Genomic DNA, 25,769 nt, shown 5'->3' with positions numbered 1-25,769 from the left:
TTCAATCTGCACGATGACCAGCGATCTCCCGGCAATTTGCACGAACTTGCTCCACCGCTATCTCTTGCAGGAGTGAGCCTGCTCGCGATCACGATATCACCTCGTCTACCACGACAGACCGCAATCGCGAGCAGGCTCACTCCTACATTAGAGGGTCGTTGCTTTCACGGGAGGGGTCACGCCAAAGCGTGCCCGATAATCACTTGGCGCCAGCCCGGTGATTTTCTTGAAGATCGCACGAAACGCCCCCGGGTCCTGATAGCCCACCGTCCACGCGATGTGGTCGATGGTGCCGTTGGTAAACTCCAGCAGCTCTCGCGCTTTGCCAACCCGCAGATGCTGGCAGTATTCGGTCGGTTTCAACCCGGTCGCCGCACGGAAGCGACGCAAAAACGTGCGTTCCTCCAGCCCCGCCCGCTCCGCCATCATAGTCAGCGAAACGTCGATGGCCCCGGTGCTTTGCAGCCAGTGCTGCAGCTTGAGAATCGCTGCATCGCCATGATTCAGGATCGGCGCAAAATTGCTGCCGCAAGCACTGGCGCTATCACAGTGTTCCATCACCAGAAACCGCGCGGTGCCGCTGGCGATGCTCGGCCCGAGCAGGCGGTCGACCAGGCGCAAACCCAGCTCCGACCAGGCCATCAGTCCGGCCGTGGTGATCAGGTCGCCGTCATCGACAATCGGCGTATCTGCCTTCAGTCGGATGTTCGGATAACGCTCGGCAAACGCCTTGGTCGAGGTCCAGTGCGTGGTGGCACTGCGTCCGTCGAGCAAGCCGCTTTCGGCCAGCAGCAATGAACCCACGCAAACACCACCGAGGGTGGCGCCGCGGGCGTGCTGATCGCGCAGCCACTGCAGCAACGGCGCGGACACGATAGACGCAGAAAACCCGGCGAGGGACGGCGGAATCAGCACTGCCTGCAACCCCCTGTCACTGCCCGGATGACTGTCGTACATCCGCTGCGGCGCCTGTTCGGCATCGCATTGCCAATGACTGACGCGCAGCACTGGCAACTGCGCGCTGTGCTGCTCGGCGGCGATCCGATTGGCGACCGCAAACAGGTCGGTCAGACCATGCACTGCCGCCAGTTGTACCCCCGGATAAATCAGTACGCCCAGCTCCAGTGTCGCGGCCTGTTCTGCGCCCATGTCAGTTTTCCCCTGCTTATTGTCGGTACGGCCAATCCTCGAAACGCCGGCCAGCGCCAATACTCAATCCACTTCCAGCCCATGCATCGAGGACACACCCATGACCAGACAAGCGCTCATCCTAGTCGATATCCAGAACGACTACTTCCCCGACGGCAAGTGGCCGCTGGCGGGAGCGCAAGCCGCTGCCGACAACGCCGCGCGGCTGCTCGCCGTGTTCCGTGAAGCGGGCGACCCGGTAGTGCACGTCCGCCACGAATTCACCTCGGCCGACGCGCTGTTTTTCACTCCAGACTCGGTGGGCGCCAGACTGCATTCCAAGGTACTCAATCGTCCGGACGAACCTGTGGTGCTCAAACACTTCGTCAATGCGTTCCGGGAAACCCGGCTGCAAACGATCCTTGAGGAACAAGGCATCAGCGATCTGGTGATCGTCGGCAGCATGAGCCACGTATGCATCGACGGCCTCGCCCGCGCCGCTGCGGATCTAGGCTATGGTGTCACGGTGATCCACGACGCCTGTGCCAGCCGTGACCTTGAGTTCAACGGCGTCACGGTTGCGGCTGCTCAGGTTCACGCGGCGTTCATGGCGGCGCTGGCTTTCGCCTACGCCAGCGTCGTGTCGACCGAGGAGTTTCTGAAGCGCTGATCGCTCAGGACAACACTTGGCAAAACTTGCGCCCGCTCCAACAGCGGGCGTTTTTTCGTCTGTCATAAAAATCTCACGCGTGAGCCATTGATGGCACTTTGAATTGGTTGTAGTGTGGCTCACGCGTGAGATGTTCATAACGGAGTCATTGCCATGAAAAGCCGCTCCCCCACTGTTGCGTCAGAGAGCCCAAAGGGAGAGCGCTCGAAACCGTCCGCGAAAAAGCCGTCGAGCTTCTACATGAAGCAGATGCGCGCGGGCCTGGCAGCCGCCGGTTATGTGAAACACGAAACTTGGGTGCTTCCGGAAAACCGAAGCTTGCTCAAGCAAATGGAGCAACAGCTACGCCAACCGATTCTGGCTGGCTCATTCATGTCGGAGAATTACATGAGCGCAGGCAACAACTGGAACATCGATAGCCTCTTCAACGCCCTCAAGGCACTGGATGAGGTGGCTTCGCAGGAGATCACACTGTCTCTGATCCAGAGCTCCGAACCCAGCATCAAGCTGGAAATGAACGAATTCGGCGGTCTGCCGATTCACATCGCCATCGCCGGTCAGCAGATCATCGTCGACACCGTGCTGGTGGACATCGATTCGATCACTGACGTGCGCGCTTTCAACGACGCCGTGCTGCGCAGCCGGGAAATGTTCCCGCTGTCGTCGATCGGTATCGAGTCGATGCCCAACGGCCAGACCGTTTACAACATGTTTGGCGCCCTCAGCGCCGACTCGAGCCTGACCAACGTCGTCACCGAGGTGAAAACCCTGGTCGACAACGTGCAGCGCGCGAGCGAAGCCTTCGAACACTTCTTCAAGTAATCAACAGGGAATATCCAATGACTCAGTCCATCTGGAGCAAGTTGTTCACCGCATTGCGCGGCGGCGCCAATGAAGTCGGCGAATCGATCGTCGACCAACAGGCCCTGCGCATCCTCGACCAGGAAATCCGCGACGCCGACACCGCGCTGTCCAACGCCCGTCGCGAACTGGTCACCATCATGGCCAAGCACAAACTGGCCGCCGACCGCGTGAGCGAGTACGACGCCAAGATCAAGGACCTGGAAGCCAAGGCCGTTTCCGCGCTGAACGCCGGCCGAGAAGACCTCGCGATGGAAGTGGCCGAAGCGATTTCGACCCTGACCAACGACCTGACCGCCGAAAAGGCCCAGAGCGACGAGTTCGGCACTTACGCCGAAAACATGCGCAAGGACATCAGCAAGGCCGAGTCGCGGATCAAAAGCCTGCGCCAGCAGGTGGACATGGCCAAGGCCCGTGAAAGCGTGCAAAAGGCACAGGTCAGCGCGTCAATCGCCAGCGGTGGCGCCAACGGCAAACTGGAAACCGCGGTCGGCACACTGAACCGTCTGCAAGCCAAACAGCAGCAACGTGCCGCCGAGTTGAGCGCCGCCGATGAATTGGCTGACGCGTCGACCGGCAATGACCTGGAACGCAAACTGCGTGACGCCGGCATCACGCCGAACGAAGGCAGTGCCAATGCGATTCTAGAGCGCCTGAAACAGAAGTCCGCCCAGTAACACCGGACTGTGCCCCTGTAGGAGCTGCCGCAGGCTGCGATCGTTTGATCTTGTCTTTTTTAAAGCAGAATCAAAAGATCGCAGCCTGCGGCAGCTCCTACAGGGGATTCAATCACTAGCATTACCTTTGATTTTGCCTGCTCGTTTACCGGCCGGCCGGGTACACTAGCCGCGTTTTTCACGACGAACACCTCCACCCGCCTCAAGGAAAGTACCCATGGGATGGTTCAAAGATTTGCTGGGCACCAGCAACTGGCAGACTGCCGCGCCTGCACCGGTAGCCGGCGGCCCGCTCGGAATGGCGCAAGGCAAGGCGGTCCGATTCGATTCGACGCTGGCATTGCTGCTCAACGGTTCGACGACCGTGCGCGTCCCCTTCGATCAGGCAATCTGGAGTGCTGGCTGGGTCGATCTTGGCCAGTCCAACAAACTGCACCGCTATTACATGAATGACGAGGATTTCTGGATGCAGATCCACGTCACCGGTGACGACCAGATCGAATCGGTCACGCTGTTCAACTACCTCAGCTACGTGACCGTCAACAGTGACGCCGAGCTGCAGCGCCTGGCCGGCCCCAACAGCGCGATCGGTCTGCCAACTTATACCCACGACGGTGTCGAGTACAGCCGCGAATGGGGCACCGAACAGGGCCAGACTGAACTGGTGCCAATGACCGAACACGTGATCAACCCGGACGAGAGCTACACCATCGAACACCACTCCATGCTTTACGCGCGCGAAACCGGTCTGACCGATCGCCGCGAATTGCTGCTGTTCTCCGTCGAACAGGACGAAGAAGGCACCGTCAGCCTGAGCACCTCGCTGGGCATTTCGCTGTACACGACTGATCTGAGCACCATTTAAAAAGGACGTTTTCCATGCTGGAAGTGCTGGCCGTTTCCCTGAACAAGACCGCGCTGGTCGGTTTCGTCATCTACCTGATCGGCGCCGTGCTGCTGTTCATGCTGTTTCAGTTCGTCTATACGCGCATCACGCCGCACAAGGAATTCGAGCTGATCCGCGCCGGCAACAGTGCTGCGGCCATTGCCCTGGCCGGTGCGATCATCGGTTTCGCGATTCCGGCGAGCAACATCATCTCCCATTCGATCAACGTTCTCGATTTCGTGTTGTGGGCGGTGATTGCAGCGGTGGTGCAGTTGCTGGCGTTCCTCGCCACAGGGCTGGTGCTCAAGGGCACTTCCCAGCGCATCGCCAACGGTGAAATCGCTTCGGGCATCTACGTGGCTGCGGTGGCCATCAGCGTCGGCATGCTTAACGCCGCGTGCATGACCCCGTCCAACTGATCGGCAGGAAGCCTTCGATGAAACGCAGCAAGTACGTGCAACTGTCCCTCGCCGCTTCGGTGGCACTGGCGATTTCCGGCGAGGTTGCCGCGCAGGAGCAGCAACGTTTTCAATCGGTCGAGGAATGCGTCGGCGCCGAAGTGGCGGCCGATGTCTGCTCCAACGCCTACGTCGCGGCCCTGACCGAACACCGACGTATTGCCCCGGCCTATGACGACAAGGCCAAGTGCGACGCCGACTTCGCCGCCGACTGGTGCCAGAAAAACTCCGACGGCCGCTTCGTGCCGAAACTCGGCGGTTTCAAGGTGCCGCAGAACAATGAGGCGCCGCAGGATCTGAATGCGATCGCCAACGCGCAAATGCCTGCCGGTGAAGCCGCCGCTGCGCAGAACGCGCAAAGCACTTCACATTCGTCTGGTGGTGGCGGCAACGGCTGGCTGACCGGCTGGTTGATCGGCAATGCAATGAGCAACAACGCCAACCGCACGGTATATCGAGATCGCGACGATGATCGCCAGACTTACACCTCCTCGACGCAGTACCGCAAAATCGAATCGGCACCGCGCAGCCAGCCCGACTATGAAATCAGCAAAAGCAAACCGGTGAACGTCGCTTCGTCAACCTCACGTGGCGGCTTCGGCAGCCAATCCTCCGCCCGTAGCGGTTGGGGTGGCTGGGGCAGCAGTTCCGGACGCTCGAGCAGCTGATCATGAAGAAGATCCACTGCGCCGAGCGCCCCGACTGGAAACAGACCGCCGAAAGCCTCGGCTTTCTGTTTCACACCATCGACGACGAGCCGTACTGGGACGAAAGCGCCTACTACCAGTTCACGCTGGCGCAGATCGAAAACGATCTGGAGGATCCGACCACCGAACTGCACGAGATGTGCATGGACCTGGTCAGTCGCGTGGTGCACAGCGAAGAGCTGCTGGATCGCCTGAGCATCCCGGCGGCGTACTACGACATGATCCGAACGTCCTGGCTGGAAGGTCATCCGCATCTGTACGGGCGCATGGACTTTTCCTACAGCGGCAAGGGTCCGGCCAAGCTGCTGGAGCTGAACTACGACACGCCGACCAGTCTCTATGAAGCCGCCGCGTTTCAATGGGGCTGGCTGGAGCAGTGCATCGAGCGCGGGATGCTGCCGCGCCATGCCGACCAGTTCAACAGCATCGATACCAAACTGCATCAGGCGTTCGCCGAACTGCAGCTCAAGCGGCCGTTCTACTTTGCCTCGATGAAAGACTCGGTGGAGGACAAAGGCACCACCGACTACCTGCGTCTGATCGCGGAGAAGGTCGGTATCGAATCCCGCCACATCGACATCGAAGATATCGGCCTGACCGCCGAGGGACGCTTTGTCGATCTGGAGGATCGCTGGATCCCGCACCTGTTCAAGCTGCACGCCTGGGAGTTCATCTTCCACGAACCGTTCGGCGCGGCGATTGCCGAGTGCGATACGCAGTTTTTCGAACCGGCGTGGAAGTCGATTCTGTCGAACAAAGGCGCACTGCCGTTGTTGTGGGAGCTGCACAAGGGGCATCCGAATCTGCTGGCGGCGCATCTTGATCCGAATCCGGCCAGTGCCGTGCCCAAGGGCTGGGTACGCAAACCGTACTTCTCCCGCGAAGGTGCGAACATCGAGCTGCAAACGGCGGAAGGTCTGATCGTCAAAGAGGACGGGCCCTACACCGATGCGCCCTTCATCCTGCAGGAATTCGCGCCATTGCCGAAGTTCGACGACAGCTACACGCTGATCGGCTCGTGGGTGATCGGCGATCAGGCAGCCGGGATTGGCGTGCGCGAAGACAACAGTTTGATCACCAAGGATTCCAGTCGGTTCTTGCCGCATCTGATCCTCGACTGAAATACGAGCCCTTGTAGGAGCTGCGGCACGCTGCGATCTTTTGATCCTGACTTAAAAGATCAAAAGATCGCAGCGTTCCGCAGCTCCTACATGGGTAACCGTAGTAAATTTTGCACAGCACAAAAAAGGCCCGTCGTTTAAAACGACGGGCCTTTTTATTTAGAGCGGATGCAGCGCTGGCTTAGAACGGAATATCGTCATCAAAGCTGTCGAAATCCGGAGCCGGTTGCGGCGCGGCTTGCTGTGGAGCCGGGGCCGGACGCTGTTGCGGAGCCGACTGTTGCGGGCGTGGAGCCTGCTGACGCGGAGCCTGCTGCTGGTAGTTGTTGCCACCGCCTTGCTGGTCGCCCTGTTGTGGACGGCCGCCGAGCAGTTGCATGGTGCCCTGCATGTCGACCACGATTTCTGTGGTGTAACGCTTGATACCGTCCTTTTCCCACTCGCGGGTCTGCAGTTTGCCTTCGATGTAGACCTGCGAACCTTTACGCAGGTATTCGCCGGCAATCTCCGCCACCTTGCCGAACATCGACACGCGGTGCCATTCGGTCTTCTCGACCTTCTGACCGGTTTGCTTGTCGGTCCACTGTTCGCTGGTTGCCAGACTCAGGTTGGTCACGGCGTTACCGTTAGGCAGGTAGCGAACTTCGGGATCCTGGCCGCAAGTGCCGACCAATATGACTTTGTTAACCCCACGGGCCATAACGTTCTCCTAGGCTTCGCAAGCAGCCCCGGCCGGGTTGTTCACCAGGCGTTCGAGGGTGTCGCGATCCACTAATTCTTTGTCCAGTTTGATGTAAACAGCCGCTTCATCAGCGACTATCACTGCATCTGTTACCCCTACGAGGGCCTTGAGGCGCTCGACCAGACCCGCTTCGCGGATCGCCTCGGGCGACAACGGCAAGCGCAGGCTCGTCACGTAGGGAGGTTCGCGCATGGTAACAGCAAAGGCCAGCCAGATGGCAGCCAGACCGGCACATCCGAGGAACACAACCGACAGACCGCCATGCTGAAACAGCCAGCCGCCGAGGATCCCGCCGAGTGCCGAACCGAGGAACTGGCTGGTGGAATACACGCCCATCGCCGTGCCCTTCCCGCCTGCCGGTGAAACCTTGCTGATCAGCGACGGCAATGAGGCTTCCAGCAGATTGAACGCGGTGAAGAACACCACCGTGCCGATCACCAGCGCCCGCAAGCTGTCACCGAACTGCCAGAAGAATAGCTCAGTGAGCATCAGCGTCAGGACGGCACCGAGCAAAATTCGTTTCATTTTGCGTTTCTTCTCGCCGTAGATGATGAACGGGATCATCGCGAAGAAAGAAATCAGCAGCGCGGTCAGGTAGACCCACCAGTGCTGCTCCTTGGGCAGCCCGGCTTTCTCTACCAGCGCCAGCGGCAAGGCAACGAAGCTCGACATCAACATGGCATGTAACACAAAGATGCCAAGATCCAGACGTAGCAGGTCTGGATGCTTGAGCGTCGGGATCAAGGCCTGACGCGCCACCCCGGACTCACGATGCTGCAACGGACCGGTGGATTTCGGCACCATGAACAGGATGATCAGGATGCCGATCAGCGCCATGCCGCCGGTGGCGAGAAACAGTCCGGACAAGCCGAAGGCACGGGTCAACAGCGGCCCGACCACCATCGCCACGGCGAAAGACAGCCCGATGGTCATGCCGATCATCGCCATGGCTTTGGTGCGATGCTGTTCACGGGTCAGGTCGGAGAGCAATGCCATGACCGCGGCCGAAATCGCCCCGGCACCCTGCAGGATGCGGCCGGCGATCACGCCCCAGATCGAATCGGCCTGTGCCGCCAGGACACTGCCGAGGGCAAACACGATCAGCCCGAGATAAATCACCGGACGCCGACCGATGCGGTCGGAAATGATCCCGAACGGAATCTGGAAAATCGCCTGCGTCAGGCCATAAGCACCGATAGCCAGGCCGATCAGGGCCGGGGTCGCGCCCGCCAGATCCATGCCGTAGGTCGCCAGTACCGGCAACACCATGAACATGCCAAGCATACGGAAGGCGAACACCAGGGCCAGACCGCCCGCCGCGCGGGTCTCGCTGCCACTCATGCGTTCGCTGTGGGGATCGTGCATGGAAAAACCTCGTGTGAACCGGCGGCGATTCTACCAGTCCCATCGAAAGACGGGGTATATCGCGACGCTATGACGCGTATAGATGAAACTCTCTTCATGTAAGGTAAAAAACCTTCGCCTGATAGTGTGCATCCATCCAGTACTTGCCCGTATACTCCTATGTTTTCGACGCCCGCCGAGCGAGGCCACTTTGGACAAGATCCTGATACGTGGGGCCCGTACCCACAACCTGAAGAACATCGACCTGACCCTGCCACGGGACAAACTGATCGTCATCACCGGCCTGTCCGGATCCGGCAAGTCGTCGCTGGCCTTCGACACGCTGTACGCCGAAGGGCAGCGCCGCTATGTCGAGTCCCTGTCGGCGTATGCCCGACAGTTTCTGTCGATGATGGAAAAACCCGACGTCGACACCATTGAAGGCCTGTCGCCGGCGATCTCCATCGAACAGAAGTCGACCTCGCACAACCCGCGCTCCACAGTCGGCACCATCACCGAAATCTACGACTACCTGCGTCTGCTTTATGCACGCGTCGGTACCCCGCGCTGCCCGGATCACGACATCCCGCTGGAAGCACAGACCGTCAGCCAGATGGTCGACCTGGTGCTGGCGCAGCCGGAAGGCAGCAAACTGATGCTGCTGGCACCGGTAATCCGCGAGCGCAAGGGCGAACACTTGTCGGTGTTCGAAGAACTGCGCGCCCAGGGCTTCGTCCGCGCGCGGGTCAACGGCCGCATCTGCGAGCTGGATGAACTGCCGAAACTGGACAAGCAGAAGAAGCATTCGATCGACGTGATTGTCGACCGCTTCAAGGTCCGCGCCGATCTGCAACAACGTCTGGCCGAGTCGTTCGAGACCGCGCTGAAACTGGCGGACGGCATTGCCCTGGTCGCACCGATGGACGACGAACCGGGCGAAGAGATGATCTTCTCCGCGCGCTTCGCCTGCCCGATCTGCGGCCACGCCATCAGCGAGCTTGAACCGAAGCTGTTCTCCTTCAACAACCCGGCTGGCGCCTGCCCGACCTGCGATGGCCTGGGCGTGAAGCAGTTCTTTGACATCAAGCGTCTGGTCAACGGTGAACTGACTCTGGCCGAGGGCGCGATTCGCGGCTGGGACAGGCGTAACGTCTATTACTTCCAGATGCTCGGCTCACTGGCCGCGCACTATGGCTTCAGCCTGGAGAAACCGTTCAACGAACTGCCAGCGGATCAGCAGAAGTACATTCTGCATGGCAGCGGCTCGCAAAACGTCGACTTCAAATACCTGAACGACCGTGGCGATATCGTCAAACGTTCGCATCCGTTCGAAGGCATTGTGCCGAACCTCGAGCGCCGCTACCGCGAGACCGAATCCGCCAGCGTGCGCGAAGAACTGGCCAAGTTCCTCAGCACCCAGGCCTGCCCGGATTGTCGTGGCACCCGCCTGCGTCGCGAAGCGCGGCACGTTTGGGTCGGCGAGAAAACCTTGCCGGCGGTGACCAATCTGCCAATCGGTGATGCCTGCGAGTACTTCGGCGAGCTGAAGATGACCGGCCGCCGTGGCGAGATTGCCGACAAGATCCTCAAGGAAATCCGCGAGCGCCTGCAGTTTCTGGTCAACGTCGGCCTCGACTATCTTTCGCTGGATCGCAGCGCCGATACCCTGTCCGGCGGTGAGGCACAGCGGATTCGTCTGGCCAGCCAGATAGGCGCAGGTTTGGTCGGGGTGCTGTATATCCTCGACGAACCTTCAATCGGCCTGCATCAGCGGGATAACGACCGGCTGCTCGGCACCCTCAAGCACCTGCGCGATATCGGCAACACCGTGATCGTGGTCGAGCACGACGAAGACGCGATTCGTCTGGCCGATTATGTAGTGGACATCGGCCCGGGCGCCGGCGTGCATGGCGGGCAGATCGTGGCTGAAGGTACACCGGACGAAGTCATGGCGCATCCGGACTCCCTGACCGGTAAATACCTGTCGGGCCGGGTCAAGATCGAAGTGCCGGCCAAACGCACGCCGCGCAACAAGAAGCTGACGCTGTCGCTCAAAGGCGCCCGCGGCAATAACCTGCGCAATGTCGATCTGGAAATTCCGATCGGTCTGCTGACCTGTGTCACCGGCGTGTCCGGCTCGGGCAAATCAACGCTGATCAACAACACCCTGTTCCCGCTGAGCGCCACCGCGCTGAATGGCGCGACCACGCTGGAAGCCGCCGCGCACGACAGCATCAAGGGCCTGGAGCATCTGGATAAGGTTGTCGATATCGACCAGAGCCCGATCGGCCGTACGCCACGCTCCAACCCGGCGACTTACACCGGCTTGTTCACGCCGATCCGTGAACTGTTTGCCGGCGTGCCTGAGTCGCGCTCGCGGGGTTACGGCCCGGGGCGTTTCTCGTTCAACGTCAAGGGTGGTCGCTGCGAGGCGTGTCAGGGCGATGGCCTGATCAAAGTCGAAATGCACTTCCTGCCGGACATCTACGTGCCGTGCGACGTGTGCAAGAGCAAGCGCTACAACCGTGAAACCCTTGAGATCAAATACAAGGGCAAGAACATCCACGAAACCCTCGAAATGACCATCGAGGAAGCGCGGGAGTTCTTCGACGCGGTACCAGCGCTGGCGCGCAAGCTGCAGACGCTGATGGATGTCGGCCTGTCGTACATCAAGCTCGGGCAGTCGGCGACAACCTTGTCCGGTGGCGAGGCGCAACGGGTCAAGCTGTCGCGCGAGCTGTCCAAGCGGGATACCGGCAAGACCCTGTATATCCTCGATGAGCCGACCACCGGCCTGCACTTCGCGGATATCCAGCAATTGCTCGACGTGCTGCACCGCTTGCGCGACCACGGCAACACCGTGGTAGTGATCGAGCACAACCTGGACGTGATCAAGACCGCCGACTGGCTGGTGGACCTCGGACCGGAGGGCGGTTCCAAGGGTGGGCAGATCATCGCCACCGGCACTCCGGAGGAGGTGGCGGAGATGAAGCAGTCTCACACCGGGCATTACCTCAAGCCGCTGTTGATTCGCGACCGCGCCTGATCGTCGGGCATGAAAAAGCCCCTGTCACGTTGTCGGTGACAGGGGCTTTTTGTACCTGATGAACTCAGGAAGTGTGCGACTGCAGGTAGTTCTGGATACCGATAAGTTTGATCAGGCCCAACTGCTTTTCCAGCCAGTAAGTGTGATCTTCTTCGGTGTCGTGCAATTGCAGTTTGAGAATGTCGCGGCTGACGTAGTCGCCGTGGGTTTCGCACAGCGCAATACCCTTGCACAGCGCGGCGCGTACTTTGTACTCGAGACGCAGGTCCGCTTCGAGCATGGTCTCCACCGTGGTGCCGACATCCAGATCATCCGGACGCATACGCGGCGTGCCTTCAAGCATCAGAATCCGGCGCATCAGCGCATCGGCGTGACCAGCCTCTTCTTCCATCTCGTGGTTGATTCGTTCGTAGAGCTTGGTGAAACCCCAGTCCTCATACATCCGCGAGTGCACAAAATATTGGTCACGCGCGGCCAGTTCGCCGGTCAGCAACGTGTTGAGGTAATCGATAACGTCTGGGTGGCCTTGCATCGCCCTACATCTCCCTGCTTGAAAGTCTGTAGTTTGAACCAAGCTGACCGGAAGGTCACCCCGTCTCGCGCAATAAAAGCGAAGAAATTCTGAGAAAAGAGGCCTAACTAACGCAAAAACCGCCCCAATGAGGGCGGTTCTGCTTCTCGTTTAGACTTCGTTAAGCTGTACGTTGAGCAGCTTCGCGATTGCGTCTCCATACGCCGGATCGGCCTTGTAGAAATGCTGCAGTTGGCGATCAACCACATCAGACGAAACACCGCTCATGGCACCGGCAATATTGCTGACCAGCAAGGCTTTCTGCTCGTCGCTCATCAGGCGGAACAGCGCACCGGCGTGGCTGTAGTAGTCGGTGTCTTCGCGATGATCGTAACGGTCAGCAGCACCGCTCAAGGCCAATGCAGGCTCGGCGTAGTGCGGCGCTTGCTTCGGCGATTCGATGTAGCTGTTCGGCTCGTAGTTTGGCGCTGCACCACCGTTGCTGCCGAAGGCCATCGAACCGTCGCGCTGGTAGGTGTTCACCGGGCTGCGAGGGGCGTTCACCGGCAATTGCTGGTGATTGGTGCCAACGCGGTAGCGGTGTGCGTCGGCATAGGCGAACACGCGGCCTTGCAGCATGCGATCCGGCGACAGACCAACACCTGGCACCATGTTGCTTGGACCGAATGCGGCCTGCTCAACTTCTGCGAAGTAGTTCAGCGGGTTACGGTTCAGCTCCAACTCGCCAACTTCGATCAGCGGAAACTCCTTCTGCGACCAGGTCTTGGTCACATCGAATGGGTTCTCGTAATGCGCTGCAGCTTGCGCCTCGGTCATGATCTGGATGCATACACGCCATTTCGGGAAGTCACCACGCTCGATTGCTTCAAACAGATCGCGCTGGGCGTAATCCGGATCGGTACCCGCCAGACGCGCAGCGTCGGCCGGTGCGAGGTTCTTGATCCCTTGCTGAGTCTTGTAGTGCCACTTCACCCAGTGACGCTCACCTTTGGCATTGATCAAGCTGTAGGTGTGGCTACCGAAGCCGTGCATGTGGCGATAGCCGTCGGGAATGCCGCGATCCGAAAACAGAATGGTTACCTGGTGCAGCGCTTCTGGCGAATGCGACCAGAAGTCCCACATCATCTGCGCACTTTTCAGGTTGCTCTGCGGCAGGCGTTTCTGGGTGTGGATGAAGTCAGGAAACTTCAGCGGATCGCGGATGAAGAACACTGGAGTGTTGTTACCAACGATGTCCCAGTTGCCTTCTTCGGTGTAGAACTTCAGGGCAAAGCCACGCGGATCACGCTCGGTGTCGGCAGAACCACGCTCGCCGCCCACGGTGGAGAAGCGCAGGAAAGTCGGGGTTTGCTTGCCGATAGATTCGAAGAGTTTGGCGCTGGTGTACTCGGTGATGTCGCGCGTCACGGTGAACGTACCGTAAGCACCCGAACCCTTGGCGTGCACGCGACGCTCAGGAATGTTTTCACGGTTGAAGTGGGCAAGCTTCTCGATCAGATGAAAATCGTCGAGCAACAGCGGGCCACGAGGGCCGGCAGAGCGAGAATTCTGGTTATCAGCGACAGGTGCGCCACTGGCGGTCGTAAGCGTTTTGATCTGGCTCATGCGGTCTTCTTCCTCTGTCAGTCTTGAAACTGCCGGCTAATCGGCTTGCTGGGGAGTATTGATCATAGATCTGATCCCCACAAATTCATTAACTTGCAGACATCGATAGATAATTACTAACGATGTTTCCCAGCACATAGTGACAACAGCAGGGTGTTGGGGGCTTGTACGAATAGCGCATTTTCTTGCAGACACAAAAAACCGGGCACTAGGCCCGGTTTTTCGTTTCAGACTGACGTCTTACTCGGCGGATACAGCTTCGCCAGCAGTAGCACGATCAACCAACTCGACGTACGCCATAGGCGCGTTGTCGCCAGCGCGGAAACCGCACTTGAGGATGCGCAGGTAGCCACCCTCACGGGTAGCGTAACGCTTGCCCAGGTCGTTGAAGAGCTTACCAACGATAGCTTTCGAACGAGTACGGTCGAAAGCCAGACGGCGGTTAGCCAGGCTGTCTGTCTTGGCCAGAGTGATCAGCGGCTCGGCAACGCGGCGCAGTTCTTTGGCTTTTGGCAGAGTAGTCTTGATCAGCTCGTGCTCGAACAACGACACCGCCATGTTCTGGAACATGGCCTTGCGGTGCGAGCTGGTGCGGCTCAGGTGACGCCCACTTTTACGATGACGCATGGTTCATTCCTTACCAAACACTACGTTCGGTGATTACGACGATCAGGCAGTCGCCTTGTCGTCCTTCTTAAGACTTGCAGGCGGCCAGTTGTCGAGGCGCATGCCGAGGGACAGACCGCGGGAGGCCAGAACGTCCTTGATTTCAGTCAAGGATTTCTTGCCCAGGTTCGGAGTCTTCAACAGCTCTACTTCGGTGCGCTGAATCAGGTCGCCGATGTAGTAGATGTTTTCCGCCTTAAGGCAGTTAGCCGAACGTACAGTCAGTTCCAGATCGTCAACCGGGCGAAGCAGGATCGGATCGATCTCGTCTTCCTGCTCGACAACCACTGGCTCACTGTCACCTTTGAGGTCGACGAACGCAGCCAACTGCTGTTGCAGGATGGTTGCAGCGCGGCGGATAGCCTCTTCAGGATCCAGAGTACCGTTGGTTTCCAGATCAATAACCAGCTTGTCCAGGTTGGTACGCTGCTCGACACGGGCGTTTTCCACCACGTATGCGATACGGCGAACCGGGCTGAACGAAGAGTCGAGCTGCAAGCGACCGATGCTGCGGCTTTCGTCTTCATCGCTCTGACGCGAGTCGGCTGGTTCATAACCACGACCACGAGCTACGGTGAGCTTCATGTTCAGGGCGCCGTTAGACGCCAGGTTAGCGATTACGTGATCGGGATTAACGATCTCGACATCATGATCCAGCTGAATATCGGCAGCGGTAACCACCCCCGAACCCTTCTTCGACAAGGTCAGCGTAACTTCGTCACGACCGTGCAGCTTGATGGCCAGACCTTTAAGGTTCAACAGGATTTCAATTACGTCTTCCTGTACACCTTCGATGGCGCTGTACTCGTGGAGCACACCGTCAATCTCGGCCTCGACTACTGCGCAGCCGGGCATTGAGGACAACAGGATGCGGCGCAGCGCGTTGCCCAGGGTGTGGCCAAAACCACGCTCGAGAGGCTCGAGAGTGATCTTGGCGCGGGTTGGACTGACAACCTGCACATCAATATGGCGGGGTGTCAGGAACTCATTTACCGAAATCTGCATGGATGCACCTATTTTCTAGCCCTTACTTGGAGTAGAGCTCGACAATCAGGCTTTCGTTGATGTCGGCGGACAGATCACTGCGAGCAGGAACGTTCTTGAAAACGCCCGACTTCTTCTCAGTGTCTACTTCTACCCATTCTACGCGGCCACGTTGGGCACACAGATCGAGAGCTTGGACAATGCGAAGTTGGTTTTTTGCTTTCTCGCGAACTGCGACCACGTCACCAGCACGAACCTGATACGACGGAACGTTTACGGTCTGACCGTTAACGCTGATCGACTTGTGCGATACCAGCTGACGGGATTCGGCACGAGTCGAACCAAAGCCCATACGGTATACAACGTTGTCCAGACGGCATTCGAGCAGTTGCAGCAGGTTTTCACCGGTTGCACCTTTCTTGCCAGCAGCTTCTTTGTAGTAGCCGCTGAACTGACGCTCGAGAACGCCATAAATACGACGGACCTTCTGCTTTTCACGCAGTTGGGTGCCGTAGTCGGACTGGCGACCGCGGCGTTGGCCGTGGATACCAGGTGCTGCTTCAATGTTGCACTTCGATTCGATCGCGCGCACGCCGCTCTTCAGGAAGAGATCGGTGCCTTCGCGACGAGCGAGTTTGCATTTTGGACCAATGTAACGAGCCATTCTTTACAATCTCCTGGATTACACGCGGCGCTTCTTCGGCGGACGGCACCCGTTGTGCGGGATTGGCGTCACGTCGGTGATGCTGGCGATCTTGTAGCCACAGCCGTTCAAAGCGCGGACTGCGGATTCACGACCTGGACCTGGACCCTTGACGTTGACGTCGAGGTTTTTCAGGCCGTATTCCAGCGCAGCTTGACCAGCACGCTCAGCAGCTACTTGAGCAGCGAACGGGGTGGACTTGCGGGAACCGCGGAAACCCGAACCACCGGAGGTAGCCCAGGAAAGAGCGTTACCTTGACGGTCGGTAATGGTCACGATGGTGTTGTTAAAAGAAGCATGGATGTGGGCGATGCCATCAACCACTGTCTTTTTAACTTTTTTACGAGGACGAGCAGCAGGTTTTGCCATGATTAAATTCCTGTCGATTCGCTGGGGCGATTACTTGCGGATCGGCTTACGCGGACCTTTACGGGTACGCGCGTTGGTCTTGGTACGCTGACCGCGTACTGGAAGACCGCGACGATGACGCAGACCGCGATAGCAACCGAGGTCCATCAAGCGCTTGATTTTCATGTTGATTTCGCGACGCAGGTCACCTTCAGTGGTGAACTTCGCCACTTCGCCACGCAGCTGTTCAATTTGCTCGTCGCTCAGATCTTTGATCTTTGCTGCTGGGTTTACCCCAGTGTCTGCACAGATTTTCTGTGCAGTAGTGCGACCGACACCATAGATGTAGGTCAGCGAGATAACAGTATGCTTGTTATCTGGAATGTTAACGCCTGCAATACGGGCCATTCAGTGGGACTCCAATTGACAGCTACCTACGCCCCGGAAGCCAAGAAATAGGGCGCGAGATAATATCGCTGTAATAACAAATAATCAACCCGGCAGCGCACTAGCTGCCGGGCTTGAAGCACAATCACACTCAGCCTTGGCGCTGTTTGTGACGCGGTTCCGCGCTGCAAATTACCCGAACAACACCTTCGCGGCGAATAATCTTGCAGTTACGGCACAGCTTTTTCACCGATGCACGAACTTTCATCACCAACTCCTCGAACCTTATGGGTACTCAGCGCAACATGCCGCTGCCGTAACCCTTCAGGTTGGCTTTCTTCATCAGGGATTCGTACTGGTGCGAAACGAGGTGCGATTGTACTTGGGACATGAAGTCCATCACAACCACGACCACGATCAGCAACGAGGTCCCGCCAAGGTAGAACGGAACGTTTGCTGCAACCACCAGGAACTGGGGCAACAGGCATACGGCCGTCATGTAAAGAGCACCGAACATGGTCAAGCGAGTCAGAACGCCATCAATATAGCGCGCAGACTGCTCACCTGGACGGATACCCGGAATAAAGGCACCGGACTTCTTCAGGTTTTCCGCTACGTCTTTCGGATTGAACATCAACGCCGTATAGAAGAAGCAGAAGAAAATAATCCCTGCACTAAACAGCAGAATATTCAACGGCTGACCAGGAGCGATCGACTGCGAGATGTCCTGCAACCAGCCCATACCTTCAGACTGACCAAACCAGGCACCCAACGAAGCCGGGAACAGCAAAATGCTGCTCGCGAAAATAGCCGGAATAACACCGGCCATGTTCACCTTCAGCGGCAAGTGGCTTGTCTGCGCGGCAAAAACCTTGCGGCCCTGCTGACGCTTGGCGTAGTGAACAGCAATACGACGCTGGCCACGCTCAATGAACACCACGAAACCGATAATCGCTACTGCCAGCAAACCGATGGCAACCAAGGCGAAGATATTGATATCGCCCTGACGCGCAGACTCGAAAGACTGCCCGATTGCTCTCGGAAGACCGGCGACGATACCCGAAAAAATCAACATCGAGATACCGTTGCCTACACCACGCTCAGTAATCTGCTCACCCAGCCACATCATGAACATCGCACCAGCCACAAACGTGGATACCGCGACGAAATGGAAGCCAAAGTCACCAGTGAACGCAACGCCCTGCCCCGCCAGACCAATGGACATGCCAATAGCCTGAACGAGAGCGAGGACGACGGTGCCGTAGCGGGTGTACTGGCTGATCTTGCGACGGCCAGCTTCACCTTCCTTCTTCAACTGCTCCAGCTGCGGGCTGACGGCGGTCATCAGTTGCATGATGATCGATGCCGAAATGTACGGCATGATCCCCAGTGCAAAGATGCTCATCCGTTCCAGCGCGCCGCCGGAGAACATGTTGAACAAGCTAAGAATGGTCCCCTCATTCTGTCGAAACAGGTCTGCGAGTCGGTCCGGGTTGATACCTGGAACCGGGATGTGTGCGCCTATTCGGTAGACGATAATCGCCAGGAACAGAAAACGCAGACGAGCCCAGAGTTCAGACATACCGCCTTTGCCGAGCGCAGAGAGAGCACCTTGCTTAGCCATTTATTCCTCGAACTTGCCGCCAGCTGCTTCGATAGCCGCACGCGCACCTTTGGTGGCGCCGATTCCCTTGCCGATAGTGACAGCGCGAGTCACTTCACCGGACAGCATGATTTTCACACGCTGTACGTTGACGTTGATCACGTTGGCATCTTTCAGGGACTGCACGGTGACGATGTCGCCTTCCACTTTAGCCAGCTCGGACAGACGCACTTCTGCGCGATCCATGGCTTTCAGGGAAACGAAACCGAACTTCGGCAGGCGACGATGCAGCGGCTGTTGACCGCCTTCAAAGCCTGGAGCAATGGTGCCACCGGAGCGGGAGGTCTGACCTTTGTGACCACGGCCACCAGTCTTACCCAAACCGCTACCGATACCACGGCCCGGACGATGCTTTTCGCGACGGGAACCCGGCGCTGGACTCAGATCATTGAGTTTCATCGATTAACCCTCGACACGCAGCATGTAGTAAGCCTTGTTGATCATCCCGCGATTCTCGGGAGTATCCTGGACTTCCACAGTGTGACCGATGCGACGCAGACCCAGACCCTTAACGCACAGTTTGTGGTTAGGGATGCGGCCGGTCATGCTTTTGATCAGCGTAACTTTAACGGTAGCCATGATCAGAAGATCTCCTTGACAGTCAGGCCACGCTTGGCAGCGATGGACTCAGGAGATTGCATGGCTTTCAGACCTTTGAAAGTGGCGTGAACCACGTTTACCGGGTTAGTCGAGCCGTAGCATTTGGCCAGAACGTTCTGAACGCCAGCAACTTCGAGGACAGCACGCATAGCGCCGCCAGCGATGATACCGGTACCTTCAGAAGCAGGCTGCATGTACACCTTCGAAGCGCCGTGAGCGGACTTCATTGCGTACTGCAGAGTAGTGCCGTTCAGGTCAACTTGAATCATGTTGCGGCGAGCAGCTTCCATTGCCTTCTGGATCGCAGCAGGCACTTCACGCGACTTGCCACGGCCGAAGCCAACACGCCCTTTACCATCACCAACCACGGTCAACGCGGTGAAAGTGAAGATACGGCCGCCTTTAACGGTTTTGGCTACGCGGTTAACTTGAACCAGCTTCTCGATGTAGCCTTCGTCGCGCTTTTGGTCGTTATTTGACATAACTTAGAACTCCAGCCCAGCTTCACGAGCAGCATCAGCCAGCGCTTTAACGCGGCCATGGTACTTGAAGCCAGAGCGGTCGAAAGCCACTTGCGAGACGCCAGCGGCCTTAGCACGCGTAGCGACCAGCTGGCCAACCTTTGTGGCCGCGTCGATGTTGCCGGTGGCACCATCACGCAGTTCTTTATCCAAAGTCGAGGCGCTTGCCAGGACTTTGTTGCCGTCGGCCGAGATGACCTGGGCGTAGATGTGCTGCGACGAGCGGAACACGCAGAGACGCACGACTTCGAGTTCGTGCATTTTCAGGCGTGCTTTGCGAGCGCGACGCAGTCGAGTAACTTTTTTGTCGGTCATTTGCTATGCCCTACTTCTTCTTGGCTTCTTTACGACGGACGACTTCGTCCGCGTAGCGCACACCTTTGCCTTTGTACGGCTCTGGTGGACGGAAGTCGCGGATCTCAGCGGCCACTTGACCTACCAGCTGCTTATCGATGCCCTTGATCAGGATATCGGTCTGGCTAGGAGTCTCAGCGGTGATGCCTTGCGGCAGTTCGTAATCCACTGGGTGCGAGAAGCCAAGAGCCAGGTTCAGCACCTGACCTTTTGCTTGCGCTTTATAACCAACACCGACCAGCTGGAGCTTGCGCTCGAAGCCTTGGCTTACGCCCTGGACCATGTTGTTTACCAACGCACGCGTGGTACCGGCCATTGCGCGAGTTTGCTGATCGCCATTGCGAGCAGCGAAACGCAGCTCACCAGCTTCTTCAACGATCTCAACGGACGAATGGATGTTCAGTTCAAGAGTACCCTTGGCACCCTTCACCGAAAGCTGTTGGCCTGCGAATTTTACTTCGACACCGGCTGGCAGCTTAACGGGGTTCTTAGCGACGCGAGACATGCTTATCCCCCCTTAGAACACAGTGCAAAGAACTTCGCCGCCGACACCGGCAGCGCGCGCAGCACGATCCGTCATCACACCTTTGTTGGTGGAGACGATAGACACGCCAAGACCGCCACGAACTTTCGGCAGATCTTCAACGGACTTGTACTGACGCAGGCCTGGACGACTAACGCGCTTCACTTCTTCAATGACCGGACGGCCTTCGAAGTACTTCAGTGAGATGGACAACGACGGCTTGGCGTCGGTGGTGATCTGAAAATCCGCGATGTAACCTTCGTCCTTCAGGACTTTTGCTACAGCCACCTTCAGCGTGGAAGACGGCATGCTTACGACAGACTTTTCAGCCATCTGGGCATTACGGATTCGAGTTAGCATGTCCGCTAACGGGTCCTGCATACTCATGGGCTAGACGCTCCTAATACAGAAAAATTAGCCTTGCGGCTACTACTTGTCGCCGAGAAATTCCGGGCATGAAAAACACGGGCTCAGGCGAGCCGGTCATTCTAGACATACCCCAGAAATGAATCAAGCCCCAAAAGGGGCTTGATTCAGATTCAAGGCCACCGATGGTCAGGTTCTTGCGAACCCCACCATCAAGGCTTTGACAGCGATTACCAGCTGGCTTTAACCAGACCTGGAACGTCACCACGCATTGCCGCTTCACGCAGTTTGTTACGGCCGAGGCCGAACTTGCGGTAAACGCCGTGCGGACGACCAGTCAGGCGGCAACGGTTACGCATGCGCGAAGCGCTGGCGTCACGTGGTTGCTTCTGCAGAGCTACGGTAGCTTCCCAACGCGCTTCTGGACTTGCGTTCAGATCAACGATGATAGCTTTCAGCGCTGCACGCTTGGTGGCGTACTTTGCAACAGTGAGCTGACGCTTCAGCTCACGGTTTTTCATGCTCTTCTTGGCCATTTTCCTACTCCAATCAGTTGCGGAACGGGAATTTGAAAGCACGCAGCAGAGCGCGGCCTTCGTCATCGTTCTTGGCAGTGGTGGTCAGGGTAATGTCCAGACCGCGGAGAGCATCGATCTTGTCGTAGTCGATTTCCGGGAAAATGATCTGCTCTTTCACGCCCATGCTGTAGTTGCCACGACCATCGAAGGACTTGGCATTCAGGCCGCGGAAGTCGCGAACCCGAGGCAGGGAGATCGACAGCAGACGATCCAGGAACTCGTACATACGCTCACGGCGCAGAGTCACTTTGACGCCGATCGGCCATCCTTCACGGACTTTAAAGCCAGCGATGGATTTACGAGCGTAGGTCACAACGACTTTTTGGCCGGTGATCTTTTCCAGGTCAGCAACAGCGTGCTCGATGACTTTTTTGTCGCCGATCGCTTCGCCCAGACCCATGTTCAGGGTGATTTTGGTAACGCGCGGAACTTCCATCACGTTCGAAAGCTTAAGTTCTTCCTTAAGTTTCGGAGCGATTTCCTTCCGGTAAATCTCTTTTAGTCGTGCCATGGTCTTCTACCTAGCAGTGTTCAAGCATCAACCGCTTTTTGGGTCGACTTGAAGACACGAATTTTCTTACCGTCTTCTACTTTGAAACCAACGCGGTCAGCCTTGTTGGTTTCGCCGTTGAAGATGGCGACGTTGGAAGCGTGCAGTGGCGCTTCTTTCTCGACGATACCGCCCTGTACGCCCGACATCGGGTTAGGCTTGGTATGACGCTTGACCAGGTTCAGACCACCAACAACCAGACGGTTGTCAGCAAGAACCTTCAGCACCTTACCGCGCTTACCTTTGTCTTTGCCGGCGATCACGATGATCTCGTCGTCACGACGAATCTTTTGCATGTCGGATCTCCTTACAGCACTTCTGGGGCGAGCGAGACGATCTTCATGAACTTCTCAGTACGAAGTTCACGGGTCACTGGCCCAAAGATACGGGTGCCGATCGGCTCTTGCTTGTTGTTCAGAAGAACAGCAGCGTTGCCATCAAAGCGGATAATGGAGCCATCAGCACGACGTACGCCGTGACGAGTGCGGACTACAACAGCAGTCATCACTTGGCCTTTTTTCACTTTACCGCGAGGAATTGCTTCCTTCACGGTAACTTTGATGATGTCACCGATACCAGCGTAACGACGATGGGAGCCACCCAGCACCTTGATGCACATAACGCGGCGAGCGCCGCTGTTATCGGCCACATCGAGCATGGATTGAGTCTGAATCATATAATTTCTCCGACCCCTAGCCCTTAGACTTCCACAGCGCGTTCGAGAACATCAACCAGCGCCCAAGACTTGGTCTTGGCCATCGGACGAGTTTCACGAATAGTGACTTTGTCGCCGATGTGGCACTGATTGGTTTCGTCGTGCGCGTGCAGCTTAGTCGAACGCTTAACGTATTTACCGTAGATCGGGTGCTTAACGCGACGCTCGATCAGAACGGTGATGGTTTTGTCCATCTTGTCGCTGACAACACGGCCAGTCAGCGTACGGACAGTTTTTTCGGCTTCAGCCATGATCACTTACCTGCCTGCTGGTTGAGCACAGTCTTCACGCGAGCGATGTCACGCTTAACTTGCGAGAGCAGATGAGACTGCCCCAACTGGCCAGTTGCTTTCTGCATGCGCAGATTGAACTGGTCGCGCAGCAAGCCGAGCAGTTGCTCGTTCAGCTGCTGTGCGGATTTTTCACGAAGTTCATTCGCTTTCATCACATCACCGTCCGTTTAACAAAGGAGGTGGCGAGCGGCAGCTTTGCAGCAGCCAGGGCGAAAGCCTCACGCGCCAGCTCTTCAGAAACACCCTCGATTTCATACAGGACTTTGCCTGGCTGAATCTGGGCAACCCAGTATTCCACGTTACCCTTACCTTTACCCATACGAACCTCGAGAGGTTTCTTGGAGATCGGCTTGTCCGGGAATACACGGATCCAGATCTTGCCACCACGTTTTACGTGACGGGTCAGAGCACGACGCGCTGACTCGATCTGACGAGCGGTGAGACGACCACGAGCTACAGACTTCAGCGCGAACTCGCCGAAGCTGACTTTGCTACCGCGCAGTGCCAGACCACGGTTGTGGCCGGTCATCTGCTTGCGGAACTTCGTACGCTTAGGTTGCAACATTTGGCGTACCCCTTACTTAGCAGCTTTTTTACGAGGCGCTGGTGCTTGTGGCTTCAGCTCTTCTTGGCGACCACCAATTACTTCGCCTTTGAAGATCCAAACCTTTACACCGATCACACCGTAGGTGGTGTGAGCTTCGTAGTTGGCATAGTCGATGTCGGCACGCAGGGTGTGCAGTGGCACACGACCTTCGCGATACCATTCAGTACGTGCGATTTCAGCACCGCCGAGACGACCGCTCACTTGGATTTTGATGCCTTTGGCACCAATGCGCATGGCGTTCTGTACTGCGCGCTTCATAGCGCGACGGAACATTACACGACGCTCCAGCTGCTGAGCTACGCTCTGCGCAACCAGCATACCGTCGAGCTCCGGCTTGCGGATCTCTTCGATATTGATGTGCACAGGCACACCCATTTGCTTGGTCAGGTCCTGACGCAGTTTCTCAACATCTTCACCTTTCTTCCCGATAACGATACCTGGACGAGCGGTGTGGATGGTGATGCGTGCAGTTTGGGCCGGACGATGGATATCGATACGGCTTACGGACGCGCTTTTTAGTTTGTCTTGGAGATACTCACGCACTTTCAGATCTGCGAACAAGTAGTCCGCATAAGTCCGACCGTCTGCGTACCAGACGGAGGTGTGCTCCTTGACGATTCCCAGGCGAATGCCAATGGGATGTACTTTCTGACCCATCTCTTCGACTCCGTTACTTGTCAGCAACCTTGACAGTGATATGGCAAGACCGCTTGACGATGCGATCAGCACGGCCTTTGGCACGTGGCATGATGCGCTTCAGCGAACGCCCTTCGTTGACGAAAACGGTGCTGACCTTCAGGTCATCAACGTCTGCGCCTTCGTTATGCTCGGCGTTGGCTACGGCCGACTCCAGCACTTTCTTCATGATCTCGGCGGCTTTCTTACTGCTGAAAGCCAACAGGTTGAGCGCTTCGCCCACCTTCTTCCCGCGGATCTGGTCGGCGACCAAGCGGGCTTTCTGGGCGGAGATTCGAGCGCCCGACAACTTAGCGGCTACTTCCATTTCCTTACCCCTTAACGCTTGGCTTTCTTGTCAGCCACGTGCCCACGATAAGTGCGGGTACCGGCGAACTCGCCCAGTTTATGGCCAACCATGTCTTCGTTCACGAGAACTGGGACGTGCTGACGGCCGTTGTGTACTGCAATGGTCAGACCGACCATTTGTGGCAGGATCATCGAACGACGCGACCAAGTCTTAATTGGTTTGCGATCGTTCTTTTCCGCCGCCACTTCGATCTTCTTCAGTAGGTGAAGATCAATAAAAGGACCTTTTTTCAGAGAACGTGGCACTGTCGTATCCCTCTATTTACTTGCGACGACGGACGATCATTTTGTCGGTACGCTTATTACCACGAGTCTTCGCGCCCTTAGTCGGGAAGCCCCATGGCGATACCGGATGACGACCACCAGAGGTACGACCTTCACCACCACCATGTGGGTGGTCAACCGGGTTCATGGCAACACCACGAACGGTTGGGCGAACGCCACGCCAGCGTTTGGCACCAGCTTTACCCAGCGAACGCAGGCTGTGCTCGGAGTTCGAGACTTCGCCCAGGGTCGCACGGCACTCAGCCAGGACTTTACGCATTTCACCGGAACGCAGACGCAGGGTAACGTACACGCCTTCACGAGCGATCAGCTGAGCCGAAGCACCAGCGGAACGAGCGATCTGTGCGCCTTTACCTGGCTTCAGTTCGATGCCGTGTACGGTAGAACCGACTGGAATGTTGCGCAGTTGCAGAGCGTTGCCTGGCTTGATTGGAGCCAGAGCGCCTGCGATCAGCTGGTCGCCAGCACTCACGCCTTTAGGGGCGATGATGTAGCGGCGCTCGCCGTCTGCGTAGCACAGCAGTGCGATGTGAGCAGTACGGTTTGGATCGTATTCGATACGCTCGACAGTGGCGACGATGCCATCTTTGTCGTTGCGACGAAAATCGACCATACGGTAATGCTGCTTATGACCACCACCGATGTGACGAGTGGTAATACGGCCATTGTTGTTACGACCACCAGACTTCGATTTTTTCTCGAGCAGCGGTGCGTGAGGAGCGCCTTTATGCAGCTCCTGGTTGACCACCTTGACCACAAAACGGCGGCCAGGGGAAGTCGGTTTGCATTTAACGATTGCCATGAT

At 57.4% G+C, this 25,769-nt stretch carries 37 protein-coding genes; 8 read left to right on the top strand and 29 right to left on the bottom strand.

Translation table 11 applies throughout. The features are described from left to right. Positions 1-147 precede the first annotated feature (147 nt). Entirely contained in the window at positions 148-1,149 is a 1,002-nt protein-coding gene (locus tag ACXR0M_RS22580; protein ID WP_458833899.1) for a GlxA family transcriptional regulator, read from the bottom strand. 100 nt (positions 1,150-1,249) lie between these two features. On the opposite strand from ACXR0M_RS22580, the gene ACXR0M_RS22575 reads away from it, so the two are divergent. The 7 genes from ACXR0M_RS22575 (at position 1,250) to ACXR0M_RS22545 (ending at position 6,508) form a co-directional block, all read left to right on the top strand. Further along, positions 1,250-1,798, top strand: coding sequence for a cysteine hydrolase family protein (locus ACXR0M_RS22575; RefSeq protein ID WP_458833898.1), 549 nt, complete (start codon positions 1,250-1,252; stop codon positions 1,796-1,798). 153 nt (positions 1,799-1,951) lie between these two features. Next, a complete protein-coding gene (locus ACXR0M_RS22570; protein ID WP_458833897.1) occupies positions 1,952-2,620 on the top strand; it encodes a YjfI family protein in 669 nt (222 codons plus the stop codon). A gap of 17 nt (positions 2,621-2,637) precedes the next feature. After that, positions 2,638-3,336, top strand: coding sequence for a PspA/IM30 family protein (locus ACXR0M_RS22565; protein ID WP_458833896.1), 699 nt, complete (start codon positions 2,638-2,640; stop codon positions 3,334-3,336). 217 nt (positions 3,337-3,553) lie between these two features. Then, entirely contained in the window at positions 3,554-4,201 is a 648-nt protein-coding gene (locus tag ACXR0M_RS22560) for a DUF2491 family protein (RefSeq protein WP_458833895.1), read from the top strand. A 14-nt stretch (positions 4,202-4,215) separates the two neighbouring features. Continuing rightward, on the top strand, positions 4,216-4,641 hold the full coding sequence (locus tag ACXR0M_RS22555) for a DUF350 domain-containing protein (RefSeq protein ID WP_458833894.1): 426 nt from the start codon (positions 4,216-4,218) through the stop codon (positions 4,639-4,641). 17 nt (positions 4,642-4,658) lie between these two features. Further along, positions 4,659-5,348: a DUF1190 domain-containing protein gene (locus tag ACXR0M_RS22550; RefSeq protein WP_458833893.1), complete on the top strand. Its 690-nt coding sequence runs from the start codon at positions 4,659-4,661 to the stop codon at positions 5,346-5,348. A 2-nt stretch (positions 5,349-5,350) separates the two neighbouring features. Next, positions 5,351-6,508, top strand: a complete 1,158-nt coding sequence (locus ACXR0M_RS22545; RefSeq protein ID WP_458833892.1) for a glutathionylspermidine synthase family protein — start codon at positions 5,351-5,353, stop codon at positions 6,506-6,508. 181 nt (positions 6,509-6,689) lie between these two features. Here ACXR0M_RS22545 and ACXR0M_RS22540 read toward each other — a convergent pair whose 3' ends face one another. Both ACXR0M_RS22540 and ACXR0M_RS22535 read right to left on the bottom strand, forming a co-directional pair. Beyond that, positions 6,690-7,208 (bottom strand): single-stranded DNA-binding protein, encoded by a 519-nt coding sequence (locus ACXR0M_RS22540; RefSeq protein ID WP_007966163.1) that lies wholly within the window; start codon positions 7,206-7,208, stop codon positions 6,690-6,692. Between the two features lie 9 nt (positions 7,209-7,217). After that, on the bottom strand, positions 7,218-8,615 hold the full coding sequence (locus ACXR0M_RS22535) for an MFS transporter (RefSeq protein ID WP_458833891.1): 1,398 nt from the start codon (positions 8,613-8,615) through the stop codon (positions 7,218-7,220). A 190-nt stretch (positions 8,616-8,805) separates the two neighbouring features. Here ACXR0M_RS22535 and uvrA point away from each other — a divergent pair, with 190 nt between their 5' ends. Next, positions 8,806-11,640: an excinuclease ABC subunit UvrA gene (uvrA, locus tag ACXR0M_RS22530; RefSeq protein WP_458833890.1), complete on the top strand. Its 2,835-nt coding sequence runs from the start codon at positions 8,806-8,808 to the stop codon at positions 11,638-11,640. 64 nt (positions 11,641-11,704) lie between these two features. Here the strand turns inward: uvrA and bfr are convergent, their stop codons facing one another. The 26 genes from bfr to rplB all read right to left on the bottom strand — a co-directional run bounded on the left by bfr (position 11,705) and on the right by rplB (position 25,766). After that, on the bottom strand, positions 11,705-12,172 hold the full coding sequence (bfr, locus tag ACXR0M_RS22525) for a bacterioferritin (protein WP_458833889.1): 468 nt from the start codon (positions 12,170-12,172) through the stop codon (positions 11,705-11,707). A 150-nt stretch (positions 12,173-12,322) separates the two neighbouring features. Next, a complete protein-coding gene (locus tag ACXR0M_RS22520) occupies positions 12,323-13,777 on the bottom strand; it encodes a catalase (RefSeq protein ID WP_458833888.1) in 1,455 nt (484 codons plus the stop codon). Between the two features lie 240 nt (positions 13,778-14,017). Next, on the bottom strand, positions 14,018-14,404 hold the full coding sequence (gene rplQ / locus ACXR0M_RS22515) for a 50S ribosomal protein L17 (RefSeq protein WP_003176402.1): 387 nt from the start codon (positions 14,402-14,404) through the stop codon (positions 14,018-14,020). 42 nt (positions 14,405-14,446) lie between these two features. Continuing rightward, complete coding sequence (locus ACXR0M_RS22510; RefSeq protein WP_003186012.1) at positions 14,447-15,448, bottom strand: DNA-directed RNA polymerase subunit alpha; 1,002 nt, start codon at positions 15,446-15,448, stop codon at positions 14,447-14,449. A 22-nt stretch (positions 15,449-15,470) separates the two neighbouring features. Then, a complete protein-coding gene (gene rpsD / locus ACXR0M_RS22505; protein ID WP_003176404.1) occupies positions 15,471-16,091 on the bottom strand; it encodes a 30S ribosomal protein S4 in 621 nt (206 codons plus the stop codon). 18 nt (positions 16,092-16,109) lie between these two features. Then, positions 16,110-16,499: a 30S ribosomal protein S11 gene (rpsK, locus tag ACXR0M_RS22500; RefSeq protein WP_002555466.1), complete on the bottom strand. Its 390-nt coding sequence runs from the start codon at positions 16,497-16,499 to the stop codon at positions 16,110-16,112. Between the two features lie 30 nt (positions 16,500-16,529). Then, entirely contained in the window at positions 16,530-16,886 is a 357-nt protein-coding gene (rpsM, locus tag ACXR0M_RS22495; protein ID WP_008374135.1) for a 30S ribosomal protein S13, read from the bottom strand. A 130-nt stretch (positions 16,887-17,016) separates the two neighbouring features. After that, the gene (gene rpmJ / locus ACXR0M_RS22490) at positions 17,017-17,133 is read right to left on the bottom strand and encodes a 50S ribosomal protein L36 (protein WP_002555468.1); all 117 of its coding nucleotides are present in this window, start codon (positions 17,131-17,133) and stop codon (positions 17,017-17,019) included. Between the two features lie 27 nt (positions 17,134-17,160). Continuing rightward, on the bottom strand, positions 17,161-18,489 hold the full coding sequence (gene secY / locus ACXR0M_RS22485) for a preprotein translocase subunit SecY (protein WP_003228718.1): 1,329 nt from the start codon (positions 18,487-18,489) through the stop codon (positions 17,161-17,163). Then, complete coding sequence (gene rplO / locus ACXR0M_RS22480) at positions 18,490-18,927, bottom strand: 50S ribosomal protein L15 (protein ID WP_003228720.1); 438 nt, start codon at positions 18,925-18,927, stop codon at positions 18,490-18,492. 3 nt (positions 18,928-18,930) lie between these two features. After that, positions 18,931-19,107: a 50S ribosomal protein L30 gene (rpmD, locus tag ACXR0M_RS22475; protein ID WP_003176408.1), complete on the bottom strand. Its 177-nt coding sequence runs from the start codon at positions 19,105-19,107 to the stop codon at positions 18,931-18,933. A gap of 2 nt (positions 19,108-19,109) precedes the next feature. Continuing rightward, positions 19,110-19,610 (bottom strand): 30S ribosomal protein S5, encoded by a 501-nt coding sequence (gene rpsE, locus ACXR0M_RS22470; protein ID WP_003176409.1) that lies wholly within the window; start codon positions 19,608-19,610, stop codon positions 19,110-19,112. A gap of 3 nt (positions 19,611-19,613) precedes the next feature. Then, positions 19,614-19,964, bottom strand: coding sequence for a 50S ribosomal protein L18 (gene rplR / locus ACXR0M_RS22465; protein ID WP_003186037.1), 351 nt, complete (start codon positions 19,962-19,964; stop codon positions 19,614-19,616). Between the two features lie 10 nt (positions 19,965-19,974). Further along, positions 19,975-20,508, bottom strand: a complete 534-nt coding sequence (rplF, locus tag ACXR0M_RS22460) for a 50S ribosomal protein L6 (protein ID WP_007966176.1) — start codon at positions 20,506-20,508, stop codon at positions 19,975-19,977. 12 nt (positions 20,509-20,520) lie between these two features. Then, positions 20,521-20,913, bottom strand: coding sequence for a 30S ribosomal protein S8 (rpsH, locus tag ACXR0M_RS22455; RefSeq protein ID WP_007966178.1), 393 nt, complete (start codon positions 20,911-20,913; stop codon positions 20,521-20,523). A gap of 209 nt (positions 20,914-21,122) precedes the next feature. Continuing rightward, entirely contained in the window at positions 21,123-21,428 is a 306-nt protein-coding gene (rpsN, locus tag ACXR0M_RS22450; protein WP_003228726.1) for a 30S ribosomal protein S14, read from the bottom strand. 13 nt (positions 21,429-21,441) lie between these two features. Then, entirely contained in the window at positions 21,442-21,981 is a 540-nt protein-coding gene (gene rplE / locus ACXR0M_RS22445; protein WP_003210069.1) for a 50S ribosomal protein L5, read from the bottom strand. A 20-nt stretch (positions 21,982-22,001) separates the two neighbouring features. Next, positions 22,002-22,316, bottom strand: a complete 315-nt coding sequence (gene rplX / locus ACXR0M_RS22440) for a 50S ribosomal protein L24 (protein ID WP_003186046.1) — start codon at positions 22,314-22,316, stop codon at positions 22,002-22,004. An 11-nt stretch (positions 22,317-22,327) separates the two neighbouring features. Continuing rightward, the gene (rplN, locus tag ACXR0M_RS22435) at positions 22,328-22,696 is read right to left on the bottom strand and encodes a 50S ribosomal protein L14 (RefSeq protein ID WP_002555479.1); all 369 of its coding nucleotides are present in this window, start codon (positions 22,694-22,696) and stop codon (positions 22,328-22,330) included. 23 nt (positions 22,697-22,719) lie between these two features. Continuing rightward, on the bottom strand, positions 22,720-22,986 hold the full coding sequence (gene rpsQ / locus ACXR0M_RS22430) for a 30S ribosomal protein S17 (protein ID WP_003194644.1): 267 nt from the start codon (positions 22,984-22,986) through the stop codon (positions 22,720-22,722). A 2-nt stretch (positions 22,987-22,988) separates the two neighbouring features. Further along, on the bottom strand, positions 22,989-23,180 hold the full coding sequence (gene rpmC / locus ACXR0M_RS22425) for a 50S ribosomal protein L29 (protein ID WP_002555481.1): 192 nt from the start codon (positions 23,178-23,180) through the stop codon (positions 22,989-22,991). Continuing rightward, positions 23,180-23,593 (bottom strand): 50S ribosomal protein L16, encoded by a 414-nt coding sequence (gene rplP / locus ACXR0M_RS22420; protein WP_003228729.1) that lies wholly within the window; start codon positions 23,591-23,593, stop codon positions 23,180-23,182. The genes rpmC and rplP overlap by 1 nt, the downstream gene beginning before the upstream one ends. Before the next feature lie 12 nt (positions 23,594-23,605). After that, positions 23,606-24,292 (bottom strand): 30S ribosomal protein S3, encoded by a 687-nt coding sequence (rpsC, locus tag ACXR0M_RS22415; RefSeq protein ID WP_003176422.1) that lies wholly within the window; start codon positions 24,290-24,292, stop codon positions 23,606-23,608. Positions 24,293-24,305: 13 nt separating this feature from the next. Further along, positions 24,306-24,638, bottom strand: a complete 333-nt coding sequence (gene rplV / locus ACXR0M_RS22410) for a 50S ribosomal protein L22 (RefSeq protein ID WP_003103908.1) — start codon at positions 24,636-24,638, stop codon at positions 24,306-24,308. An 11-nt stretch (positions 24,639-24,649) separates the two neighbouring features. Beyond that, positions 24,650-24,925: a 30S ribosomal protein S19 gene (rpsS, locus tag ACXR0M_RS22405; protein WP_003228731.1), complete on the bottom strand. Its 276-nt coding sequence runs from the start codon at positions 24,923-24,925 to the stop codon at positions 24,650-24,652. A gap of 16 nt (positions 24,926-24,941) precedes the next feature. Continuing rightward, on the bottom strand, positions 24,942-25,766 hold the full coding sequence (gene rplB / locus ACXR0M_RS22400) for a 50S ribosomal protein L2 (RefSeq protein ID WP_016772943.1): 825 nt from the start codon (positions 25,764-25,766) through the stop codon (positions 24,942-24,944). Between the last annotated feature and the right edge of the window lie 3 nt (positions 25,767-25,769).

The organism is Pseudomonas sp. Eth.TT006 (assembly GCF_054456575.1).
This window is presented reverse-complemented; position numbering and strand designations above follow the sequence as displayed.

Bases quoted from the DNA above. Each gene is read 5' to 3' on its own strand.
- rplV (WP_003103908.1), bottom strand. From the start codon at position 24,638: ATGGAAGTAGCCGCTAAGTTGTCGGGCGCTCGAATCTCCGCCCAGAAA.
- bfr (WP_458833889.1), bottom strand. From the start codon at position 12,172: ATGCAAGGCCACCCAGACGTTATCGATTACCTCAACACGTTGCTGACC.
- rpsK (WP_002555466.1), bottom strand. From the start codon at position 16,499: ATGGCAAAACCTGCTGCTCGTCCTCGTAAAAAAGTTAAAAAGACAGTG.
- rpsQ (WP_003194644.1), bottom strand. From the start codon at position 22,986: ATGGCTGAAGCCGAAAAAACTGTCCGTACGCTGACTGGCCGTGTTGTC.
- rplR (WP_003186037.1), bottom strand. From the start codon at position 19,964: ATGACCGACAAAAAAGTTACTCGACTGCGTCGCGCTCGCAAAGCACGC.
- rplB (WP_016772943.1), bottom strand. From the start codon at position 25,766: ATGGCAATCGTTAAATGCAAACCGACTTCCCCTGGCCGCCGTTTTGTG.
- ACXR0M_RS22550 (WP_458833893.1), top strand. From the start codon at position 4,659: ATGAAACGCAGCAAGTACGTGCAACTGTCCCTCGCCGCTTCGGTGGCA.
- rplQ (WP_003176402.1), bottom strand. From the start codon at position 14,404: ATGCGTCATCGTAAAAGTGGGCGTCACCTGAGCCGCACCAGCTCGCAC.
- ACXR0M_RS22560 (WP_458833895.1), top strand. From the start codon at position 3,554: ATGGGATGGTTCAAAGATTTGCTGGGCACCAGCAACTGGCAGACTGCC.
- rplO (WP_003228720.1), bottom strand. From the start codon at position 18,927: ATGAAACTCAATGATCTGAGTCCAGCGCCGGGTTCCCGTCGCGAAAAG.
- ACXR0M_RS22570 (WP_458833897.1), top strand. From the start codon at position 1,952: ATGAAAAGCCGCTCCCCCACTGTTGCGTCAGAGAGCCCAAAGGGAGAG.
- secY (WP_003228718.1), bottom strand. From the start codon at position 18,489: ATGGCTAAGCAAGGTGCTCTCTCTGCGCTCGGCAAAGGCGGTATGTCT.
- ACXR0M_RS22580 (WP_458833899.1), bottom strand. From the start codon at position 1,149: ATGGGCGCAGAACAGGCCGCGACACTGGAGCTGGGCGTACTGATTTAT.
- rpsE (WP_003176409.1), bottom strand. From the start codon at position 19,610: ATGTCAAATAACGACCAAAAGCGCGACGAAGGCTACATCGAGAAGCTG.
- rplX (WP_003186046.1), bottom strand. From the start codon at position 22,316: ATGCAAAAGATTCGTCGTGACGACGAGATCATCGTGATCGCCGGCAAA.
- rplF (WP_007966176.1), bottom strand. From the start codon at position 20,508: ATGTCTCGCGTCGCTAAGAACCCCGTTAAGCTGCCAGCCGGTGTCGAA.
- ACXR0M_RS22565 (WP_458833896.1), top strand. From the start codon at position 2,638: ATGACTCAGTCCATCTGGAGCAAGTTGTTCACCGCATTGCGCGGCGGC.
- rplP (WP_003228729.1), bottom strand. From the start codon at position 23,593: ATGTTGCAACCTAAGCGTACGAAGTTCCGCAAGCAGATGACCGGCCAC.
- rpmD (WP_003176408.1), bottom strand. From the start codon at position 19,107: ATGGCTACCGTTAAAGTTACGCTGATCAAAAGCATGACCGGCCGCATC.
- ACXR0M_RS22510 (WP_003186012.1), bottom strand. From the start codon at position 15,448: ATGCAGATTTCGGTAAATGAGTTCCTGACACCCCGCCATATTGATGTG.
- ACXR0M_RS22545 (WP_458833892.1), top strand. From the start codon at position 5,351: ATGAAGAAGATCCACTGCGCCGAGCGCCCCGACTGGAAACAGACCGCC.
- ACXR0M_RS22555 (WP_458833894.1), top strand. From the start codon at position 4,216: ATGCTGGAAGTGCTGGCCGTTTCCCTGAACAAGACCGCGCTGGTCGGT.
- ACXR0M_RS22520 (WP_458833888.1), bottom strand. From the start codon at position 13,777: ATGAGCCAGATCAAAACGCTTACGACCGCCAGTGGCGCACCTGTCGCT.
- rpsH (WP_007966178.1), bottom strand. From the start codon at position 20,913: ATGAGTATGCAGGACCCGTTAGCGGACATGCTAACTCGAATCCGTAAT.
- rplN (WP_002555479.1), bottom strand. From the start codon at position 22,696: ATGATTCAGACTCAATCCATGCTCGATGTGGCCGATAACAGCGGCGCT.
- rpsD (WP_003176404.1), bottom strand. From the start codon at position 16,091: ATGGCTCGTTACATTGGTCCAAAATGCAAACTCGCTCGTCGCGAAGGC.
- ACXR0M_RS22540 (WP_007966163.1), bottom strand. From the start codon at position 7,208: ATGGCCCGTGGGGTTAACAAAGTCATATTGGTCGGCACTTGCGGCCAG.
- ACXR0M_RS22575 (WP_458833898.1), top strand. From the start codon at position 1,250: ATGACCAGACAAGCGCTCATCCTAGTCGATATCCAGAACGACTACTTC.
- ACXR0M_RS22535 (WP_458833891.1), bottom strand. From the start codon at position 8,615: ATGCACGATCCCCACAGCGAACGCATGAGTGGCAGCGAGACCCGCGCG.
- rpsM (WP_008374135.1), bottom strand. From the start codon at position 16,886: ATGGCCCGTATTGCAGGCGTTAACATTCCAGATAACAAGCATACTGTT.
- rpsC (WP_003176422.1), bottom strand. From the start codon at position 24,292: ATGGGTCAGAAAGTACATCCCATTGGCATTCGCCTGGGAATCGTCAAG.
- rpsN (WP_003228726.1), bottom strand. From the start codon at position 21,428: ATGGCCAAGAAGAGCATGAAAAACCGTGAGCTGAAGCGTCAGCTCACT.
- rpmC (WP_002555481.1), bottom strand. From the start codon at position 23,180: ATGAAAGCGAATGAACTTCGTGAAAAATCCGCACAGCAGCTGAACGAG.
- rpmJ (WP_002555468.1), bottom strand. From the start codon at position 17,133: ATGAAAGTTCGTGCATCGGTGAAAAAGCTGTGCCGTAACTGCAAGATT.
- rplE (WP_003210069.1), bottom strand. From the start codon at position 21,981: ATGGCACGACTAAAAGAGATTTACCGGAAGGAAATCGCTCCGAAACTT.